The organism is Streptomyces yangpuensis (genome assembly GCF_024666385.1).
In the GTDB taxonomy this organism is placed as follows: domain Bacteria; phylum Actinomycetota; class Actinomycetes; order Streptomycetales; family Streptomycetaceae; genus Streptomyces; species Streptomyces yangpuensis.
The window spans coordinates 3791521-3809832 of sequence record NZ_CP102514.1; the positions used below are offsets into that span (position 1 = coordinate 3791521).

General features: G+C 73.6%; 15 protein-coding genes. 4 read left to right on the top strand and 11 right to left on the bottom strand.

What is annotated here, in order from left to right; all coding sequences use genetic code 11:
* Positions 1–136: 136 nt before the first annotated feature.
* The 3 genes from pdhA to NRK68_RS17325 are packed head-to-tail and all read left to right on the top strand — an operon-like array spanning position 137 to position 3644.
* The gene (gene pdhA, locus NRK68_RS17315; protein WP_257856160.1) at positions 137–1273 is read left to right on the top strand and encodes a pyruvate dehydrogenase (acetyl-transferring) E1 component subunit alpha; all 1137 of its coding nucleotides are present in this window, start codon (positions 137–139) and stop codon (positions 1271–1273) included.
* A gap of 47 nt (positions 1274–1320) precedes the next feature.
* Entirely contained in the window at positions 1321–2289 is a 969-nt protein-coding gene (locus NRK68_RS17320) for an alpha-ketoacid dehydrogenase subunit beta (protein WP_183066707.1), read from the top strand.
* Positions 2289–3644 carry a dihydrolipoamide acetyltransferase family protein gene (locus NRK68_RS17325; protein ID WP_183066428.1) on the top strand — a complete coding sequence of 452 codons (1356 nt, stop codon included), beginning with the start codon at positions 2289–2291 and terminating at the stop codon, positions 3642–3644. Before NRK68_RS17320 ends, NRK68_RS17325 begins: the two co-directional genes overlap by 1 nt.
* Before the next feature lie 84 nt (positions 3645–3728).
* Here the strand turns inward: NRK68_RS17325 and NRK68_RS17330 are convergent, their stop codons facing one another.
* The 10 genes from NRK68_RS17330 to NRK68_RS17375 form a co-directional block, all read right to left on the bottom strand.
* The gene (locus NRK68_RS17330; RefSeq protein WP_257856161.1) at positions 3729–4706 is read right to left on the bottom strand and encodes an NAD(P)H-quinone oxidoreductase; all 978 of its coding nucleotides are present in this window, start codon (positions 4704–4706) and stop codon (positions 3729–3731) included.
* A 26-nt stretch (positions 4707–4732) separates the two neighbouring features.
* On the bottom strand, positions 4733–5833 hold the full coding sequence (locus NRK68_RS17335; protein ID WP_183066430.1) for a potassium channel family protein: 1101 nt from the start codon (positions 5831–5833) through the stop codon (positions 4733–4735).
* On the bottom strand, positions 5821–7119 hold the full coding sequence (locus NRK68_RS17340) for a molybdopterin molybdotransferase MoeA (RefSeq protein ID WP_257856162.1): 1299 nt from the start codon (positions 7117–7119) through the stop codon (positions 5821–5823). The genes NRK68_RS17335 and NRK68_RS17340 overlap by 13 nt, the downstream gene beginning before the upstream one ends.
* Positions 7116–7991: an NTP transferase domain-containing protein gene (locus NRK68_RS17345; protein WP_183066432.1), complete on the bottom strand. Its 876-nt coding sequence runs from the start codon at positions 7989–7991 to the stop codon at positions 7116–7118. The genes NRK68_RS17340 and NRK68_RS17345 overlap by 4 nt, the downstream gene beginning before the upstream one ends.
* Positions 7992–8215: 224 nt before the next feature.
* Complete coding sequence (locus NRK68_RS17350) at positions 8216–8755, bottom strand: bacterial proteasome activator family protein (RefSeq protein WP_031155904.1); 540 nt, start codon at positions 8753–8755, stop codon at positions 8216–8218.
* An 89-nt stretch (positions 8756–8844) separates the two neighbouring features.
* Positions 8845–11604, bottom strand: coding sequence for an ABC transporter permease family protein (locus NRK68_RS17355; RefSeq protein WP_257857875.1), 2760 nt, complete (start codon positions 11602–11604; stop codon positions 8845–8847).
* 101 nt (positions 11605–11705) lie between these two features.
* Positions 11706–12452 carry an ABC transporter ATP-binding protein gene (locus NRK68_RS17360; RefSeq protein WP_183066434.1) on the bottom strand — a complete coding sequence of 249 codons (747 nt, stop codon included), beginning with the start codon at positions 12450–12452 and terminating at the stop codon, positions 11706–11708.
* A 23-nt stretch (positions 12453–12475) separates the two neighbouring features.
* Positions 12476–13126 (bottom strand): PadR family transcriptional regulator, encoded by a 651-nt coding sequence (locus NRK68_RS17365; RefSeq protein WP_183066435.1) that lies wholly within the window; start codon positions 13124–13126, stop codon positions 12476–12478.
* Positions 13127–13198: 72 nt separating this feature from the next.
* Positions 13199–13759 (bottom strand): hypothetical protein, encoded by a 561-nt coding sequence (locus NRK68_RS17370; protein WP_257856163.1) that lies wholly within the window; start codon positions 13757–13759, stop codon positions 13199–13201.
* Between the two features lie 165 nt (positions 13760–13924).
* Positions 13925–15589, bottom strand: coding sequence for a protein kinase domain-containing protein (locus tag NRK68_RS17375; RefSeq protein ID WP_183066437.1), 1665 nt, complete (start codon positions 15587–15589; stop codon positions 13925–13927).
* Between the two features lie 230 nt (positions 15590–15819).
* On the opposite strand from NRK68_RS17375, the gene NRK68_RS17380 reads away from it, so the two are divergent.
* Positions 15820–17421, top strand: a complete 1602-nt coding sequence (locus NRK68_RS17380; RefSeq protein WP_183066438.1) for a protein kinase domain-containing protein — start codon at positions 15820–15822, stop codon at positions 17419–17421.
* A 157-nt stretch (positions 17422–17578) separates the two neighbouring features.
* Here NRK68_RS17380 and NRK68_RS17385 read toward each other — a convergent pair whose 3' ends face one another.
* Positions 17579–18238 (bottom strand): response regulator, encoded by a 660-nt coding sequence (locus NRK68_RS17385; protein WP_183066439.1) that lies wholly within the window; start codon positions 18236–18238, stop codon positions 17579–17581.
* Positions 18239–18312 lie beyond the last annotated feature (74 nt).

Genomic DNA, 18312 nt, shown 5'->3' on the forward strand with positions numbered 1-18312 from the left:
GGGCCACGGCGCCCGTTTGTCCACAGCCTGGAGCCGCCTGTAGCCAAATTGCGCGGACAACCGAACAATCGGTAGGTGAGGGGCCTCACATCCGGGGCACCCCCTGCCCGCTTCCCACGAGGAGGTGTACGCCGCCATGACGGTCCAAGAGCTGCCCGGTGCCGGTGCGTCCCACCGTTCCACCCCGCCGCCCGCCTGGAGGCCCCGCACGGACGCCGCTCCGCTGCTTCCCGACGCCGAGCCCTACCGGGTGCTGGGCACCGAGGCGGCCGACCGCCTCGACCCCGCGCTGATGCGCCGCTGCTACGCCGAACTGGTGCGCGGCCGTCGCTACAACGCGCAGGCCACGGCGCTCACCAAGCAGGGCCGGCTCGCCGTGTACCCCTCGACCGTCGGCCAGGAGGCCTGCGAGATCGCCGCCGCGATGGTGCTGGAGGAGCAGGACTGGCTCTTCCCGAGCTACCGCGACACCCTGGCGGCCGTGGCGCGCGGACTGGACCCCGTACAGGCTCTGACCCTGCTGCGCGGCGACTGGCACACCGGATACGACCCGCGTGAGCACCGCATAGCCCCGCTCTCCACCCCGCTCGCCACCCAGCTGCCGCACGCGGTGGGCCTGGCGCACGCGGCGCGGCTGCGCGGCGACGACGTCGTCGCCCTCGCCATGGTCGGCGACGGCGGCACCAGCGAGGGCGACTTCCACGAGGCGCTCAACTTCGCCGCCGTCTGGCAGGCCCCGGTGGTCTTCCTCGTGCAGAACAACGGCTTCGCGATCTCCGTCCCGCTCGCCAAGCAGACCGCCGCCCCGACGCTGGCCCACAAGGCCGTCGGCTACGGCATGCCGGGCCGGCTGGTCGACGGCAACGACATCGCGGCGATGCACGAGGTGCTGGCCGAGGCGGTCCGGCGGGCCCGGGCCGGCGGCGGACCGACCCTGATCGAGGCCGTCACGTACCGCATGGAGGCGCACACGAACGCCGACGACGCGACGCGCTACCGCGGTGACGCCGAGGTCGAGGCGTGGAAGGCGCACGACCCGATCGACCTGCTGGAGCGGGAGCTGACCGCGCGCGGGATCCTCGACGAGGTGGGCATCACGGCCGCGCGCGACGAGGCCGAGGTGATGGCGGCATCCCTGCGCGACGGGATGAACGCGGATCCGGCGGTGGACCCGATGGACCTGTTCGCGCATGTCTACGCGGAGCAGACCGAGCGCCTGCGCGAGCAGGCGGCCATGCTCCGTGCCGAGCTGGAAGCCGAGGACCAGGCGTGACGACGGTGGCGGCGAAGTCCGCGAAGACGGGGGCCAGGCCCGCGACGATGGCGCAGGCCCTGACGCGGGCGATGCGGGACGCGATGGCCGAGGACCCGACGGTCCACGTGATGGGCGAGGACGTCGGCACGCTCGGCGGCGTCTTCCGGATCACGGACGGCCTCGCGAAGGAGTTCGGCGAGGACCGCTGCACGGACACCCCCCTCGCGGAGGCCGGGATCCTGGGTACGGCGGTCGGCATGGCCATGTACGGTCTGCGGCCCGTGGTGGAGATGCAGTTCGACGCCTTCGCCTACCCGGCCTTCGAGCAGCTGATCTCGCACGTGGCGAAGATGCGCAACCGCACCCGCGGCGCGATGCCGCTGCCGATCACCATCCGCGTGCCCTACGGCGGCGGGATCGGCGGTGTGGAGCACCACTGCGACTCCTCCGAGGCGTACTACGTGGCGACGCCGGGCCTGACCGTGGTCACCCCGGCGACCGTCGAGGACGCCTACGGGCTGCTGCGCGCGTCGATCGCGAGCGACGACCCGGTGGTCTTCCTGGAGCCGAAGCGGCTGTACTGGTCGAAGGCCGACTGGTCGCCGCAGGCGCCGACGGCCGTCCCGGGCATCGGGAAGGCGCTGGTCCGGCGGACGGGCACGAGCGCGACCCTGATCACCTACGGGCCCTCGCTGCCGGTGTGCCTGGAGGCGGCCGAGGCGGCCCGCGAGGAGGGCTGGGACCTGGAGGTCGTGGACCTGCGCTCCCTGGTCCCCTTCGACGAGGAAACGGTCGTGGAGTCGGTACGCCGCACCGGGCGCGCGGTGGTGGTCCACGAGGCCGGCGGCTTCGGCGGACCGGGCGCGGAGATCGCCGCCCGCGTCACGGAGCGGTGCTTCCACCACCTGCAGGCCCCGGTGCTGCGGGTGACGGGCTTCGACATCCCGTATCCGCCGCCGATGCTGGAGAAGTACCACCTGCCCGGTGTCGAGCGGATCCTGGACGCCGTGGCCCGCCTGCAGTGGGAGAACTGATGCCGCAGGTCATGGAATTCAAGCTGCCGGACCTCGGTGAGGGCCTGACCGAGGCCGAGATCGTGCGGTGGCTGGTGGCGGTGGGCGACGTCGTCGCCATCGACCAGCCGGTCGTCGAGGTCGAGACGGCCAAGGCGATGGTGGAGGTGCCCTGTCCGTACGGCGGTGTGGTCACCGCCCGGTTCGGGGAGGAGGGCGAGGAGCTGCCGGTCGGCGCCCCGCTGATCACCGTCGCGGTGGGCGTGCAGTCCGCTCCGGAGGCCGGGACGGCTGCGGAGGACGAGGCCGAGGGCTCCGGCAACGCGCCCCGGCCCCTGATCGGTTACGGCTCGGACCACTCGCGCCCGGCGCGTCGGCGACGGGTGCGACCCGTCACCGCCGCGGTGTCGGCGCCCGTCGCGGCTCCGGCTCCGGCCCCGGCTCCGGCCCCGGCTCCGGTCGCGGTGGCCCCGGTGGCCCCGGCCGCTCCCGCGGCTCCGGCCGGTCCGGTGCCCGTCATCTCGCCGCTGGTGCGCAAGCTGGCCAAGGACGGTGGCGTGGACCTGCGCGCCCTGCGCGGTTCCGGCCCGGAGGGCCTGATCCTGCGGGCCGACGTCGAGGCGGCCCTGGCCGCGCTGACGGCGCCCGCCCCGGCTCCGGCCGCAGCCCCGGCGGCGGTGGCGGCGCAGGGCGAGCGGATCCCGCTCAAGGGGCTGCGCGGGGCGGTCGCCGAGAAGCTGTCGCGCAGCCGCCGGGAGATCCCGGACGCGACCTGCTGGGTCGACGCCGACGCCACCGAGCTGATGGCGGCCCGGGCCGCCATGAACGCGGTGGGCGGGCCCAAGATCTCGGTGCTCGCGCTGCTGGCGCGGATCTGCACGGCCGCGCTGGCCAAGTACCCCGAGCTGAACTCCACCGTGGACCTCGCGGCCAAGGAGATCGTCCGGCTCCCGTCGGTGCACCTGGGCTTCGCCGCGCAGACCGAGCGGGGCCTGGTGGTCCCGGTGGTCCGGGACGCGCAGAGCCGCAACCCGGAGTCCCTGTCGGCGGAGTTCGCGCGGCTGACCGAGCTCGCCCGCGCGGGCAAGCTGGCCCCGGCCGACCTGACGGGCGGGACCTTCACCCTGAACAACTACGGGGTGTTCGGCGTCGACGGCTCCACGCCGATCATCAACCACCCGGAGGCGGCGATGCTGGGTGTGGGCCGGATCATCGACAAGCCGTGGGTGCACCAGGGGCAGCTGGCGGTGCGGAAGGTGGTCCAGCTGTCGCTGACCTTCGACCACCGGGTCTGCGACGGCGGTACGGCGGGCGGCTTCCTCCGCCACGTCGCGGACTGCGTGGAATCCCCGGCGGTCCTGCTGCGCAGCCTGTAACGGCGCCGGGCACCGCCTTGGACCCGCCCCGGACCCGGCGCAGGTCCGGCGCGGGTCCGGGGCGGACCTGCGCCGGGTCCGGGCTCACACCGTGAGCAGCAGTTTGCCCACGTGGGTGCTGGATTCCATGACCCGGTGGGCCTCGGCGGCCTGCGCCATCGGGAACGCCGCGTGCACCACCGGCCGGACCCGGCCCGCGGCCACCAGCGGCCACACGTGCTCCCGCACGGCGGCGACGATCGCGGCCTTCTCCTCCAGCGGACGGGCCCGCAGCGAGGTGGCGGTGATCGCCGCCCGCTTCGCCAGCAGCGCACCGAGGTTCAGCTCGGCCTTCACCCCGCCCTGGAGGCCGATCACCGCGAGCCGGCCGTTCACGGCCAGTGCGTCCACGTTCCGGGCGAGGTACTTGGCGCCCATGATGTCCAGGATCACGTCGGCCCCGGCCCCGCCCGTCGCCGCCCGCAGCTCGGCCACGAAGTCCTGCTCGCGGTAGTCGATGAGGATGTCCGCGCCCAGCTCCTTGCAGCGGGCCAGCTTCTCCGGGCCGCCGGCCGTCACGGCGACCGTCGCGCCCACCGCCTTGCCGAGCTGGATCGCCATCGTCCCGATGCCGCTGGACCCGCCGTGCACCAGCAGGGTCTCGCCGGGGCGCAGCCCGGCCACCATGAACACGTTGGACCACACCGTCGTGACGACCTCGGGCAGTGCGGCCGCCGTCACCAGGTCCACCCCTGCCGGGACGGGCAGCAGCTGGCCGGCCGGCACGGCCACCCGCTCCGCGTACCCGCCGCCGGCCAGCAGGGCGCACACCTCGTCGCCCACCGACCAGCCGGACACCCCCGCCCCGAGGGCGGCGATCCGCCCGGAGCACTCCAGGCCCGGATAGCGCGAGGCGCCGGGCGGCGGATCGTAGAAACCCTGCCGCTGGAGCACGTCGGCGCGGTTCACGGCGCTCGCCGCGACCTCGACGAGGACCTCGCCCTCGCCGGGCACCGGATCGGGAACCTCGGCCCGGACGAGGGCCTCGGGGCCGCCGGGCTGCTCGATGGTGATCGCATGCATGGCCCGGAGGCTACGCCACGGCGCGGCTACTCGGCAGGACCCAGCGTCGTCCTCGGGGAGGTCGGCGGTACCGCCCGCACGATGGAGATGAGACGGTCCGTCAGCTGCAGGGGGCTCGCGTGCGGGTCGTCGTACGGGAGCAGCCGGTGCCCTCGCAGCACGTTGACCACCAGGTCGTCGGCCTCGCGCACCGACTTGCCCACCTCGGCCTTGCGGACGGGCCGTTCGATGAGGTCCAGGCCGCTGCCCTGCTGGATCAGGTCCTCCATCACCGTGCCCGCGCTCGGGCTGAGCACCGAGAGGCCCAGCAGGCGGCCGGCCGCGCTCGCGCTCGTGATGACCGCGTCCGCGCCGGACTGGCGCAGCAGGGGGGCGTTCTCCTCCTCGCGCACCGCGGCGACGATCTTCGCCCCGCGGTTGAGCTGCCGGGCCGTCAGGGTGACCAGTACCGCCGTGTCGTCGCGCTGTGTGGCGATGACGACCTGCCGGGCCTTCTGGAGCTCGGCACGGAGCAGCACGTCGGAGCGGGTGGCGTCGCCGACCACGCCGGTGAACCCCTCGGCGTTGGCCATGTCGATGACCTTGGCGCTGGGGTCGACGACCACGACCTGTTCCTTGGAGAGGCCGGTGGCCAGCAGCGTCTGGAGGGCCGAGCGGCCCTTCGTGCCGAAGCCGACGACGACCGTGTGCTCGCGCAAGTTCTTCCTCCAGCGCTTCAGCCGCCACTCTTCCCTCGTCCGTTCTGTCAGGACTTCGAGGGTGGTACCGACGAGGATGATCAGGAACAGCACGCGCAGCGGCGTGATCAGCATGATGTTGATCAGCCGTGCGCTGTCGCTGTACGGGACGATGTCGCCGTAGCCGGTGGTCGACAGCGTCACCGTGGCGTAGTAGAAGCAGTCGAGGAGATCGACCGTCTCGTTGGCGTTGTCGTGGTAGCCGTCGCGGTCCAGCCACACGATGAAGACCGTGAGGAAGAGCACGAACAAGGCCATCAGGAGACGCTTGGCGACCTGGCGCAGCGGGTGCTCGACGATCCGCTTGGGCAGCTTGATGCGCCGCGAGACGAGCTTCTCGTCCGCCCCGCGGGCCATGGCGTCCTGTCCGGGCAGTTTCACGTGAAACATCCTCCCGAGGCCCACGGCAGATCGAGGACCTCAAGTTCCTGTCCGGACCGGGCGCCCTTGGGCGGCACGACGGCCAGCGCGTCCGCCGCCGCCACCCCGCGCAGCATCGCGGGGCCGTGGTAGCGCAGCGGCACGGCGTGCTCGTCGTCGAGGCGGACCGGGACCAGCCGGGTGTCGTACGGGTGGCCCGGCACGTCGCCCTGCACGGGCGCGGTGTAGCGCGGACGCGGGCGGCGGCCCGCGAGGGCGCGCAGCAGCGGCTCGGCGAGGGTCAGCAACCCCGAGACGGCGGCGAGGGGGTTGCCGGGGAGTCCGACCACGTGCCGTCCGTCCGCCGCGTCGCCGATCCGCGCCAGCAGCATCGGGTGTCCGGGCCGGACCGCCACCCCGTCGACGAGGAGCCGGGCGCCGGCCTTCTCCAGTACGGGGTGGACGTGGTCGACGGGTCCGGAGGCGGTGCCGCCGGTGGTGACCAGGACATCGGCGGTGGAGGTGGTGACGGCTTCCAGCAGGGCGGCCGCGCCGGCCGGGTCGTCGCCCAGCGTCCGGGTGGCGGTGACCTCGGCGCCCAGGCGTGCGAGCCAGGGCGCCAGCATGGGGCTGAGGGCGTCGCGGATCAGTCCGTCGTGCGGGCGGCCCTCGGTGAGCAGCTCGTCGCCGAGCACCAGGATCTCCACGCGCGGGCGGGGCCGGGTGGTCAGCCCGTCGTAGCCGGCGGCCGCGGCGAGCCCGAGCACGGCGGGGGTGACCAGGGAACCGGCGGGCAGCAGCAGGTCGCCCGAGCGGCATTCCTGGCCGCGCGGGCGGATGTCCTGGCCGGTGGCGACGGGCCGGTCGGCGAAGAGCTGCCCGCCCGTCTCCCGGCAGTGCTCGCTGCGGATGACGGCGGTGGTGTCGGCGGGGATCCGGGCGCCGGTGGCGATCCGGACGGCCTCGCCGTCGGCGATCGGCTCCGGGCGGCCGGAGCCGGCCAGGACGTCGCCCTCGCGGACGTGCCACGGCCCGGGGCCGGCCACGGCCCAGCCGTCCATGGCGGAGGTGTCGAAGGACGGCAGGTCGGTCAGCGCCTCCAGGGAGGCCTCCAGGACCTCGCCGAGCGCGCCCGCCAGGGGCACGTCATGGGTACGGGCCCGCACGCCGGCGCCCGCCCGGGCGGCGACGTCGCGGGCGCGCGGCCAGGCGACGGCCCGGTGGCCGCCGGTGTCGTCGCCGCCGCTCCCGGGGGTACGGCTGACCAGGGCAAGGGCCTCTTCGAGGGCCTGCTCGGCGGAGTTCGTGGGGGTCATCCCGAGCCGTTCTCTTCGGCGGCCGCATCGGCCTCGGCCTCGGCGGCCCAGCGCAGCGCCAGGTCGGCGGCCTTGCGGGAGGCCTCCGCCACGGCCCGGGCCGGGTCGGCGCCGGTGGCGGCGGCGTGGGCGGCCGCGTAGCCGACCAGGAAGGTGGTCAGCGGTGCGGCGGGCCGGGCTACGCCGTGGGCGGCGTCCCGGGCGAGGTCGAGCAGGGTCTTGGTGTCGACGGCGAGGTCGATGCCGAGCTCGTTCTTGACGGCGGTGATCCATTGGTCCAGCACGGTTCCATGCTCTCTGATGCGGGCGCGGGCGGCGGCGAGATCATCCCAGGTGTCGCAGTCGAAGGAGGCGAGTGGCCCGGTCGCGACGGTGGTCAGCTCCAGTTCGGTGGTGAGTGCGCGCAGCGGCAGCCCGGTGAGGCTGCCGTGTTCGGTGGCGAGCAGCGCGATCTCCCGGCGCAGGGGCTCGGCCCGGTAGGCGGCGACCAGTGGCTGGTCCCGGCCGTCGGGGTCCCGCAGCATCGCCCCGTCGGTGCGGTGCGCGTCGGGCGCGGCCAGCAGGGTCCGTACGGTGCCCCGGTCCAGGAACGGCAGGTCCGCGGAGAGTACGAGGACCAGCCCCGCGGTGGTCGCGCGCAGTCCGGCGTCCAGAGCGGCCACGGGGCCGCCCCCGGGCGGGTTTTCGCGCGTCCATCGGACGGGGCGCGCGGTGGGCCGTCGGCCGCCGACCACGACGGTGCGCTGGGCGTCCGGGCAGGCGTCGAGGACGCGGTCGAGGAGGGCCCGCCCGCCGACGCTCAGCGCGGGCTTGTCCACGCCGCCGAGGCGGCGCGCGGCGCCGCCGGCCAGCACGATCGCGTCGTAGCTCATGCCCATGAGTATGCGCGGACCATGTTCCCGGCGGGGAGGCGCACTTACCCGTTGCTTATCCGCCGGGCCCGGCGGCGCTGCCGGGGCTCCGCCGCGGCGCTGCCCGGGCTCCGCCCCGTAACCCCGCGCCTCGATCGCCGGCGAGGCCGGGTTCGTACAGGTTGCGGGTCCGGCCGCGCCTCGGGGGCGCGGGCCGGACCCGGATTTCTGCGGGCCGCCGGAGGCTAGAGGTAGGGGCCGGAGCGGACCGCGCCGTGCCCGCCGTCCTCGTCGTCGTCGTGCGGACCGCCGGGCGGGAGAGCGCGGCGCATCTGCTCCAACTGGGCCCGCGCGGCCATCTGCTGCGCGAACAGAGCGGTCTGGATGCCGTGGAAGAGGCCCTCCAGCCAGCCGACCAACTGTGCCTGTGCGATGCGCAGTTCGGCCTCGGAGGGGATGGCCTCCTCGGTGAACGGGAGGGACAGGCGCTCCAGTTCCTCCACGAGCTCCGGGGCCAGGCCGTCCTCCAGCTCCTTCACGGAAGCAGCGTGGATGTCCTTGAGCCTGACGCGGCTCGCCTCGTCGAGGGGCGCGGCGCGTACCTCTTCCAGGAGTTGCTTGATCATGCTGCCGATCCGCATGACCTTGGCGGGCTGTTCGACCATTTCCGTCACCGGGACCTCGCGCGACTCGTCATCGGCGTCGCCGACCGCCGTCCCGTCCTGTCCCACGATCAGGACGTGCGGGGGACTGTCCTGCGACCGTTCACTCCTCGGCATCTCCATGCCGTCATTCTCTCGCACACCTTCGTTCTCACTCGGTGTGCCCCCGTACAGCCGTGATCCACCCTGTACGGGGGCGTCATCCCCGCTCTCTAGCCCGCGGCCCGGCGGGCCAGGGCGCCGCTGGAGCGGGTGACGAGCGCCGCCAGCAGGGCCGCGCCCAGCGGGACCACGACGAGCAGTTGGGCGAGGGTCTCCCACGGCACGGCTATCGGGACGAACGGCACGGACTCGCCCGTCAGGGAGTAGCCGTCGTCGGCGGCCCGCCGGGCGAGCGCCTCCAGTTCCCGTCGCTGCGTCAGGCGCAGACCGATCGCGGGCAGGATTCCGGCCGCCGAGCCCAGGACGACGCCCATCAGGGCCACCACCCCGCACTGGAAGCCGCTCAGCGTCCGCCGCACCCGCGGCGGGGCGCCCACCGCTGCCAGCGTCTTCAGATCGGCCTCGGCGTCGGCCTGGGACAGCCCGGTGGCGATACCGGCCGCGCCGATGGTGACCAGTCCGGCGAAGACGGTCAGGGCGAGCAGGACCAGGCTGTCGTCGCCCTGGTAGCCCGCTTCGATCCGCAGGGAGGCCTCCACGCCCATCCGGTCGATGTCCCCGGCGATCCGCTGCCGCTGCTCGGAGGTGGCCGTCCCGTCGAGAGCGAAGTAGGAGCCGATCGGTGCCGTGGTCAGACCCGTGGCCTGGACGGCCGCGGGCGGCAGCACCAGTTCGAGGCCCCAGCTCTCGGTGCCCTCCGGGGCCAGATGGACGGGGAGGACCTTGTCCACGCCGACCGGTTCCTCGGACGTGCCGGCGAACATCTCGTCCCGGTCCGAGCCGGCGATGATCCGCAGGGTGACCTTGCCGTCCTTGACCTGTCGCCGGTCGAAGGCGAGGGCCCGGCCCTGCTTCAGCGCGGACACGGAGCCGGGGTCGGTGACCGCGAGGATGCTCAGCAGCTTCTCGTCGGCGATGACCGTGGAGTACTGCGTGCCCCGCACGGCGCCCTTGCAGCGCCAGTCCTGGCGCAGCTTGCGGGCATCCTCGGCGCTGAGGGTGTCGGGGCCCTCGCGCCTCTCGTGGAGCGGGCACCGCTGGTCCTTGGGCGTGATGATCTCGACGCGACCGCAGGTGGGGTCCTCGGAGAACGACTCGCAGCCCGGCCTGCCGACGACCAGCCGGTCCACGTCCGCGCGCCGGGCCACCGGGAGCTGCTTGGTGAGGGACTCGCGCAGGGCGGGGACCTCCTGGTAGGCGCCGTTCTCGGAGGTCAGCAGCCAGCCGGTGCCGTGCGGCAGGTCGGCGATGTACTCGTGCCGGCTCTGGATCTCACTGCTGTGCTGGTACGTGGCCACCGCCACGGTGCCGGCGACGGCGGCCAGGACCGCGGCCACGGCGGGCGCCGTACGGCCCCGGTTGCGCACGGCGTCGCGCAGCGCGAGCCGCGGGGACAGCGGCAGCCAGCGGCCGATCCGCCCGAAGAGGCCGACCAGGACCGGGGTGAGGGCGACGATGCCGAGTTCGGCGAGTGCGCTGCCGCCCGCGACGACGGTGGCGCCCATGTCCGCCACACTTCCGTACAGGGCGGTCCCGGCGCCGACGGCGACGGCGACCAGGCCGGCGACCGGCAGCACCCGGTTGGCGCGGCGCACGCCGCGGCGGCCGGTCAGCGAGGCCAGGACCGTCTGCCGGGAGGCGGTCACCGCGGGGACGATCGCGGACAGCAGTCCGGTCACCACGGCGAGCAGGGCGATGCCGGCCAGTTCCAGCGGGCGGAAGTCGAGGCTGCCGAAGCGCTCGCCGAGCTGCTCCTCCAGCAGCGGCTGGAGAGCGACGGTCAGGGTGAGGCCGATCGCGGTGCCGGAGACGGCGGCCGCGGCGCCGATGACCAGTCCGCCGGCGAGCACGATGGAACGGATGTGGCTGCGGTCACCGCCGTTGGCGCCGACCAGGCCGAGCTGGCGGCGTGAGCGGCGGGCGCCGACCGCGAAGGCCGGCCCGGCGAGCAGGCAGATCTCCAGCATGGCGAGGCCCACGATCGTGGCCAGGATGGCCATGTGGGTGGCGCCGCCGGCGCTGCGCTCGAACTGTTCCTTGGGTTCCTGCCGGTAGAGCGGGACGTCGGCGTCGGCGGGCGGACGGTTGGCGACGGCACGTGAGACGACGACCAGCGACTTGGCGTTGGCCGCCTGGACCATGTTCCACGTGAAACCTTCACCGCCCACCGTGACCAGGTAGGAGTCGTTCGGGAGCACCCCGATGCCCCCGGCGGCCCGGAGCGCCTTGTCGAGCGGGGCGATCAGGCTCCCGGGCGGGGCGATGATCTGCTCCCTCTTGAGGTCGTTCGGCAGCTCGTACGCGCCGACGACCTTGTACGAGGAGGTGGCGCCGCGCGGGGTGACGGACGAGCCGACGAACAGGCCGGAGTTCTCCAGGAAGGCGTTGGTCGCGACGACCTCGCCCGCCCGCTCGGGCAGCCGGCCCCGGTCGAGGGTGAACAGGCCCTTGGCCAGCGGGTCGCGCAGGTCGATCTCGCGCAGATCGGTGTCGAGCAGGCCGTGCTGGGTGCGGACCTTGCCGTACCCGTCGGAGTCCTTCAGGAGCCGGGTCCCGGGCGGGAGCGCGGCGGCCACCTGGTCCGGCGTCTCCTCCTTCGGTTTCGACGGGGTGCCGGCGTCGTCGAAGCCGCCGACGGGTACGTAGTGGGACCCGTCGGGCACCTGGTGGATCGGCCTGCCCGCGTGCGAGGTGCTGATCCGGGCGTCGGCGGCGCCGACCACCCGGCTGACGGCCTGGTCGGGGGAGAGTTCGGCGCTGCGCAGGGTGAGGTCGGCGGCGCTCACCCCGACGATCGGCAGGGCGATCATCGCGAGGACCAGGGAGCTGCGGCCCTTGGCGCGCCAGGCGTCCCGGCGTGCGATGCGTACGGCGGCGACCCAGGAGTGGTACCAGCCCCGGAGTGAGGAGGTCACTGGACGCCCGCCTGCCCGGAGAGGAGGGAGTCGGCCTGGCTGCGCATGGTTTCGTCGACCACGCTGCCGTCGCGCAGGAACACCACGCGGTCGGCCCACGCGGCGAACCGCGGCTCGTGGGTGACGAGGACCCCGGCCGCGCCCGCGTCGCAGCGGGAGCGCAGCAGACCGAGGACGGATTCGCCGGTCTCGGAGTCGAGGGCGCCCGTCGGTTCGTCGGCCAGGACCAGGCGCCGGTCGCCGACCAGGGCGCGGGCGATGGCGACGCGCTGCTGCTGGCCGCCGGACATCTCGTCGGGGAAGCGGTCGGCGAGGACGCCCAGGTTCATCTCCGCCAGCGCCGCGAGGGCCGCGACGCGGGCCTTGCGGGCCGAGGTGCCGTCCAGTTCGAGCGGCAGGGCCACATTCTCGGCGGCGGTGAGGGCCGGGATCAGGTTGTAGTCCTGGAAGACGTAGCCGATGCTGCGGCGGCGCAGCGAGGCGAGCTGCTTGCGGCTCGCGGTGGTGATGTCGGTGCCCTCGACCAGCACCCGGCCGCTGCTGGGGGTGTCGAGGCCGCCGGCGAGGGTCAGCAGCGTGGACTTGCCGGAGCCGGAAGGGCCCATGACGGCGACGAGTTCGCCGGGGTGGACGGCGAGGTCGATGCCGCGCAGGGCGTGCACTTCGGTGGCACCGCTGCCATGGGTGCGGACGAGCCGCTCCAACTGCAGGACGGGTTGCCGGGTCTGGTGCTGGTCGGACATGAGGTTCCCCCCTGGAACGTGGTTCAGGCGCGCCGCGTACGGGCGGTGCGGGGCCGGTCGGTGGTGGTCGGGGCCGGGGCGTCGGCGGCGGCCTGGGGCGGTTCGGGCGCGGCGGCTCTCCGGTCGGCCGTCAGGGAGAGCCGGACGAGCCGGGCCTCGCAGTGGTCGAGCCAGCGCGCCTCGGCCTCGGTCTGGAAGATCAGCTGTTCCAGGACGAGCAGCCAGGCGATGTCGTCGCGTTCGCCGGCCTGCCCGCTCTCCAGCGCCGCGAGCGCGGTGGCCTTGAGCCGGGTGTAGTCCTGCATCGCGCGGATCGTGGCGTGCCGCTGGGACTGGATGACGGCGCGGATGTCCACGCCCGTGGAGCCCACGGCCATGGCGAGCTTGATGGCCAGCTCGTCCCGGGGCGGATTCGCCCGGTCGACGGGGCGCTCGTACCACTCGCGCAGTTCGGCGCGCCCGGTGTCGGTGATGGCGTAGAGCGTGTGTCCCGCGGCGTCCTCGCCGTCGGGTGCGACGAGGCCGTCGCGTTCGAGCCGGGCGAGGGTCGTGTAGACCTGCCCGACGTTGAGGGGCCAGGTGGAGCCGGTCCGGGTTTCGAACTCGGTGCGCAGCTGGGAGCCGTACCGAGGACCCCGTTCCAGGAGGGCGAGCAGCCCGTGACGGATCGACATACTCGGTATGTATACCGAGTATGTTCACGCTCGGCAACCATCGTCGGGCCGCTTCCGGGAAGCGGGACGGGCCTACGCGCCCCGGCGCAGCCGTACGCCCAGATAGCCCAGACCCAGCCCCATCAGGGCGAATCCGGTGCCCAGCGGCAGTATGTGCGCGGCCAGGTCCGCGGCGCGGTCGTTCGGCTCGGTACCGAGCGCGCTGACGGCGTCACGCTCTGTCGGGTCGGCGGCCGAGGGCTGCGACACCGGCGGCGGGGGTGCGGAGGGCGGCGCGGGCGGCGGCACGGGCTCGGTGCGCGGGCGCACCGGCAGCGGCCGGGAGGCGATGAGCAGCTCGGGGTTGGCCGGCTCGCCGGCCGGCCGGCCGGGCCGCTCGCGGCCCACCCCGGCGGCGCTCCCCGCCAGCTCCTCGCGGGGGCCGTCGCCCTCGTCGGCCTCGTCGGCTGTGGTGCGCCCCGCGGCCGACGAGGCCGCCGGGACGTACCCCGGCCGGGCGGCGTGCGCCGCGCCCCCTCCGCTCCGGTGGGCGGGGGTGAGCGGTCCGGCGTACGCGGAGGCGGCGGGCGCGAGGGCGGCCGCGGTCAGCGCGGCGCAGGCCAGCCAGCGCGACGGGCGGAAGCCTTGGATCACGGGGAGCCCCTCCCGTCCCGAGCGGCCGGCGTGCTCGCCGGAGCCGGCGAGATGCGCTCAGATTTACATAGTGGGGCAAAACAGGCATCCCGGACGCCCTATCGGGTGCCCGGGATGCCGGTGTGTCGTGCGGGCCGCGCCGTGCGGCTCCTTCGGCCGCTCCGGCTACTCCGGATTGCCGGTGGACACGGTGAGCGTGTACTCCGTGCCCTCCTTGTCGATCTTCTCGCCGGCGGCCGGGGACTGGACCAGCACCGTGTCCTTGCCGTACACGGCCTCGTCCTTGGGGATGATCGTGTACTTGCCGCCCGAGGCCTGGATGCAGGCCTTCACCGACAGCAGGTTCTTGTACTTGAGGTCCGGCGCCGAGTACTTGCCGGCCTCGCTGTAGTGCTTCACCGGCTCCGAGCACTTCTTCGGGTCGATCGTGCGCGAGACGTCGGGCCCCTTGAACCCGGCCTTCGCGGACGCCGACGCCGAGGTGCCCGGATCGGCCGTGGTGCCGGTGCCGCCCTTCTCCTTGTCGTCGCCGTTCATCGAGATCGCCGCGATCAGGCCGCCGACGGCCAGCAGCGCCACCACGACCGCGCCCACGACCACCGGCGTGTTCCGCTTGCCGCCGCCGGAGCCGGACGGGCTCGCCGTGCCCGACGGGGAGATCACGTACGGGGGCGGGGTCTGCGGGGCGTACTGCTGCGGCGGCGGGGGCGTGTGCGGGTAGGCGTAGCCACCGCCCTGCGCCGCGTGCGGCTGCGGGGCGGGCGCGTACGGGGCCGGCGTGGGGGTGTGCGGCGCCTGGTAGGGCTGCTGCACCGACGGCGGCGGGGCCTGGAGACCGGAGTCCACCGGCGGGAACACGGCCGAGGACACCCCCGCCCCGCTGCTCAGCGGCCCCTGGCCCTGCACGATGACCGGCGCGCCCGTCTGCCCGGAACCCAGCACCCGCGCGACCTCGTCGCCCATCGCCGCGGCCGTGGGGAAACGCTCGTTCGGGTTCTTCTTCAGCGCGCGCGCCACCAGCGCGTCCATCGCCGGGGTCACCGACCGGTTGATGGAGGACGGCGCGACCGGCTCCTCCTGCACATGCGCGTAGGCGATGGCCAGCGGCGAGTCCGCGTCGAACGGGAGCCGCCCCGTCAGCAGCTGGAACAGCATGATGCCGACCGAGTACAGGTCGGACCGGGCGTCGACGCCGCGGCCCAGGGCCTGTTCGGGCGAGAGGTACTGCGGGGTGCCGACGACCATGCCGGTCTGCGTCATCGAGGTGACCCCCGACTGCATGGCGCGGGCGATGCCGAAGTCCATCACCTTCACCACGCCGCGCTTGTTCACCATCACGTTGCCGGGCTTGATGTCGCGGTGGACGAGCCCCATCTCGTGGCTGGTCTCCAGGGCGGCCAGCACGTCGGCCGTCACCTTCAGCGCCTTGTCCGCCGGCATGGCGCCGTACTGCCGGATGTCCGCGTCGAGCACCGAGCCGAGCGGCTTGCCCTCCACGTACTCCATGACGATGTACGGCATCACGGCGCCGTCGTCCGGGCGGCCGCCGCCGAACGTCACTTCGCCCTCGCCGGTGTCGAAGACCGAGACGATGTTCGTGTGCGACAGTTTCGCTACAGCCTGGGCCTCGCGGCGGAAGCGCTCGCGGAAGGACTGCTCCCGGCCGAGGTCGCTGTGCAGGGTCTTGATGGCGACCTGCCGGTCGAGCGCCGAGTCGTACGCCAGGTACACGGAGGCCATGCCGCCCGCCCCCAGCAAGTCCCTTAGCTGGTAACGGCCACCGGCCAGAGAGCCGCCCGCGTACTGGCCCTGAGTGCCGTCCTGGCTCATGACTGTTGCTTCCCCTCGGGACGTGTCCCCGCGCCTCCGGCCGGGCACGGCTGGCGCCCAGTCTGCCCCAGGGCAAGCACACGTCAAGCCAGGTGCCCGTTCCGTGACCACACGTGCACACCGTGGCCTTGTCCGAACGGTGACCGGTTCGGAGGCTGTAGCGTTCACCGGAGAACCACAGAAGAGGACTACCGCGCAGCGGCGGCCGAGAGAGACGACGGCGAGGACTGATGGCACCCGAACCCGAGGGAAACGGCGCCGGGATGACCGACGGTCCTGAGCACTGGGGCGACGGCGGCCTGGTGGGCGACGGCCGTTACCGGATGACGCACCGGCTGGGCCGCGGCGGTATGGCGGAGGTGTTCGCCGCCGAGGACGTGCGCCTGGGCCGCACCGTCGCCGTGAAGCTGCTGCGCGCCGACCTGGCCGAGGACCCGGTGTCCAAGGCCCGCTTCACGCGCGAGGCGCAGTCCGTCGCCGGACTCAACCACCACGCCGTCGTCGCCGTGTACGACTCGGGCGAGGACCGCGTCGGTCCGAACACCGTCCCGTACATCGTCATGGAGCTGGTCGAGGGCCGCACCATCCGCGATCTGCTGATCAGCGCCGAGGCCCCGGGGCCGGAGCAGGCGCTCATCATCGTCTCGGGCGTGCTCGAGGCCCTCGCCTACTCGCACCAGCACGGCATCGTCCACCGTGACATCAAGCCCGCGAACGTGATCATCACCGATGCCGGCGCCGTGAAGGTGATGGACTTCGGCATCGCCCGCGCCCTGCACGGCGGTCAGGCGACGATGACCCAGACCGGCATGGTCATGGGCACCCCGCAGTACCTCTCGCCCGAACAGGCCCTCGGCAAGGCCGTGGACCACCGCAGCGACCTGTACGCGACCGGCTGCCTGCTCTACGAACTCCTCGCCCTGCGCCCCCCGTTCACCGGCGAGACCCCGCTCTCCGTGGTCTACCAGCACGTCCAGGACGCGCCGGTGCCGCCCTCGCAGCTGCCGGAGGGCCACCACATCCCGCAGGAGCTCGACGGCCTCGTCATGCGCGCCCTCGCCAAGGACCCGGACGACCGGTTCCAGAGCGCCGAGGAGATGCGCGGGCTGGTCCAGTACGCGCTCCAGATGCTGCACGACCAGGGGGCGAACACCGGTACCTGGAACACCGGCCCGGTCACCATGTCGCTGCCGCACGGGCGCGGCGGTGTCGCCGCCACCACGGCCATGCCGCCCGTGGGCGGGGGCGGCGGCGGGCAGCGGTACGCCTCGAACGCCTCGACCTCGCAGTTCCAGCAGCCGATGGTGCCGCCGCTGAACCCGGACGACGGCACGGCCTTCCCCGGCGCCCCCGGCGGCCAGGGCGGGCACAGCGGCGGGTACGAGGTCTACGACAACCGGGGCGGCAGCGGCGGCGGCTGGAAGGTATGGCTGTTCGCGGTGCTCGCGATCGTCGCGATCGCGGGCGGCGTGGCCTACGCCGTCAGCGGTGGGGGCGGCGGCGGTGGCAAGGGCGGCGAGAAGCAGGACCCGGGGACGAGTCAGACCGCCCCCAGCGCCAAGCCGAGTGCGTCGGACTCGCCGAACAACCCCACGCCCTCGCGCCAGCCCACGGACAACACGCCGACGAACAACGACAACCTGCCGGCGCCGACCCGCACCCGGACACAGACCGCCAGCCAGTCGCCGACGGCGACCGCGACGCAGTCACCGACCGCGACGGCGACCAGGACCGCCACGGCGACGGCGACCGCCACGCCGACCAAGAGCGCTCCCGTCACCACGCAGCCGACCAAGACCCAGCCGCCGCCGGGACCCGACAGCGCGGAGTGAGTACGGGGACGGGCCCGGCGGAATCGAATTCCGCCGGGCCCGTTCGCATGGGCGCCCCGTCAGAAGACGCTCCCGCACAGCCGTTCGGGATTCCCGTTCCGGTGAACCGCGCCGACCGGAGCGGAGCGTCCGGTAATTGGAATTGCCGGCCGCGTGCCTAGCGCTTCTCGGCCTGAAGGCGGGCCACATAGGCGGCGGCCTGGGAGCGGCGCTCCATGCCCAGCTTGGAGAGCAGGCTGGAGACGTAGTTCTTGATCGTCTTCTCCGCCAGGTGCAGGCGCTCGCCGATCACGCGGTTGGTCAGGCCCTCCCCGATCAGGTCGAGGATCTTCCGCTCCTGCTCGGTGAGGTTGGCGAGCCGGTCGTCGCCCCTGCCGCTCTTGCCGTCCCGCAGCCGCTCCAGTACGCGGGCGGTGGCGACCGGGTCCAGCAGCGACTTGCCGGCGGCGACGTCACGCACGGCGCCGAGCAGCTCGTTCCCGCGGATCGCCTTGAGCACGTAGCCCGAGGCGCCGGCCATGATCGCGTCGAAGAGGGCCTCGTCGTCGGCGAACGAGGTCAGCATCAGGCACTTGACGTCCTCGTCCTGGGAGCGCACCTCGCGGCACACCTCCACGCCGCTGCCGTCCGGCAGCCTGACGTCGAGAACGGCCACGTCGGGGCGGGTGGCGGGAATGCGGATCAGGGCATCGGCGGCCGTCCCGGCCTCTCCGACGATCTCGATGTCCTCCTCGACCGAGAGCAGCTCGTGGACGCCCCGACGGACCACTTCGTGGTCGTCCAGGAGGAATACCTTGATTTTTCCGTCTTCGCGCACCAAGTCAGTTTCACACACTCACCCCTTCCCTGCCGGAGTTACCCGGGATAACGTGCCGTTGTTCCCGGCCCCTG

Bases quoted from the DNA above. Each gene is read 5' to 3' on its own strand.
- NRK68_RS17325 (WP_183066428.1), top strand. From the start codon at position 2,289: ATGCCGCAGGTCATGGAATTCAAGCTGCCGGACCTCGGTGAGGGCCTG.
- pdhA (WP_257856160.1), top strand. From the start codon at position 137: ATGACGGTCCAAGAGCTGCCCGGTGCCGGTGCGTCCCACCGTTCCACC.
- NRK68_RS17355 (WP_257857875.1), bottom strand. From the start codon at position 11,604: ATGATCGCCCTGCCGATCGTCGGGGTGAGCGCCGCCGACCTCACCCTG.
- NRK68_RS17360 (WP_183066434.1), bottom strand. From the start codon at position 12,452: ATGTCCGACCAGCACCAGACCCGGCAACCCGTCCTGCAGTTGGAGCGG.
- NRK68_RS17350 (WP_031155904.1), bottom strand. From the start codon at position 8,755: ATGGAGATGCCGAGGAGTGAACGGTCGCAGGACAGTCCCCCGCACGTC.
- NRK68_RS17335 (WP_183066430.1), bottom strand. From the start codon at position 5,833: ATGTTTCACGTGAAACTGCCCGGACAGGACGCCATGGCCCGCGGGGCG.
- NRK68_RS17320 (WP_183066707.1), top strand. From the start codon at position 1,321: ATGGCGCAGGCCCTGACGCGGGCGATGCGGGACGCGATGGCCGAGGAC.
- NRK68_RS17365 (WP_183066435.1), bottom strand. From the start codon at position 13,126: ATGTCGATCCGTCACGGGCTGCTCGCCCTCCTGGAACGGGGTCCTCGG.
- NRK68_RS17345 (WP_183066432.1), bottom strand. From the start codon at position 7,991: ATGAGCTACGACGCGATCGTGCTGGCCGGCGGCGCCGCGCGCCGCCTC.
- NRK68_RS17380 (WP_183066438.1), top strand. From the start codon at position 15,820: ATGGCACCCGAACCCGAGGGAAACGGCGCCGGGATGACCGACGGTCCT.
- NRK68_RS17330 (WP_257856161.1), bottom strand. From the start codon at position 4,706: ATGCATGCGATCACCATCGAGCAGCCCGGCGGCCCCGAGGCCCTCGTC.
- NRK68_RS17340 (WP_257856162.1), bottom strand. From the start codon at position 7,119: ATGACCCCCACGAACTCCGCCGAGCAGGCCCTCGAAGAGGCCCTTGCC.
- NRK68_RS17375 (WP_183066437.1), bottom strand. From the start codon at position 15,589: ATGAGCCAGGACGGCACTCAGGGCCAGTACGCGGGCGGCTCTCTGGCC.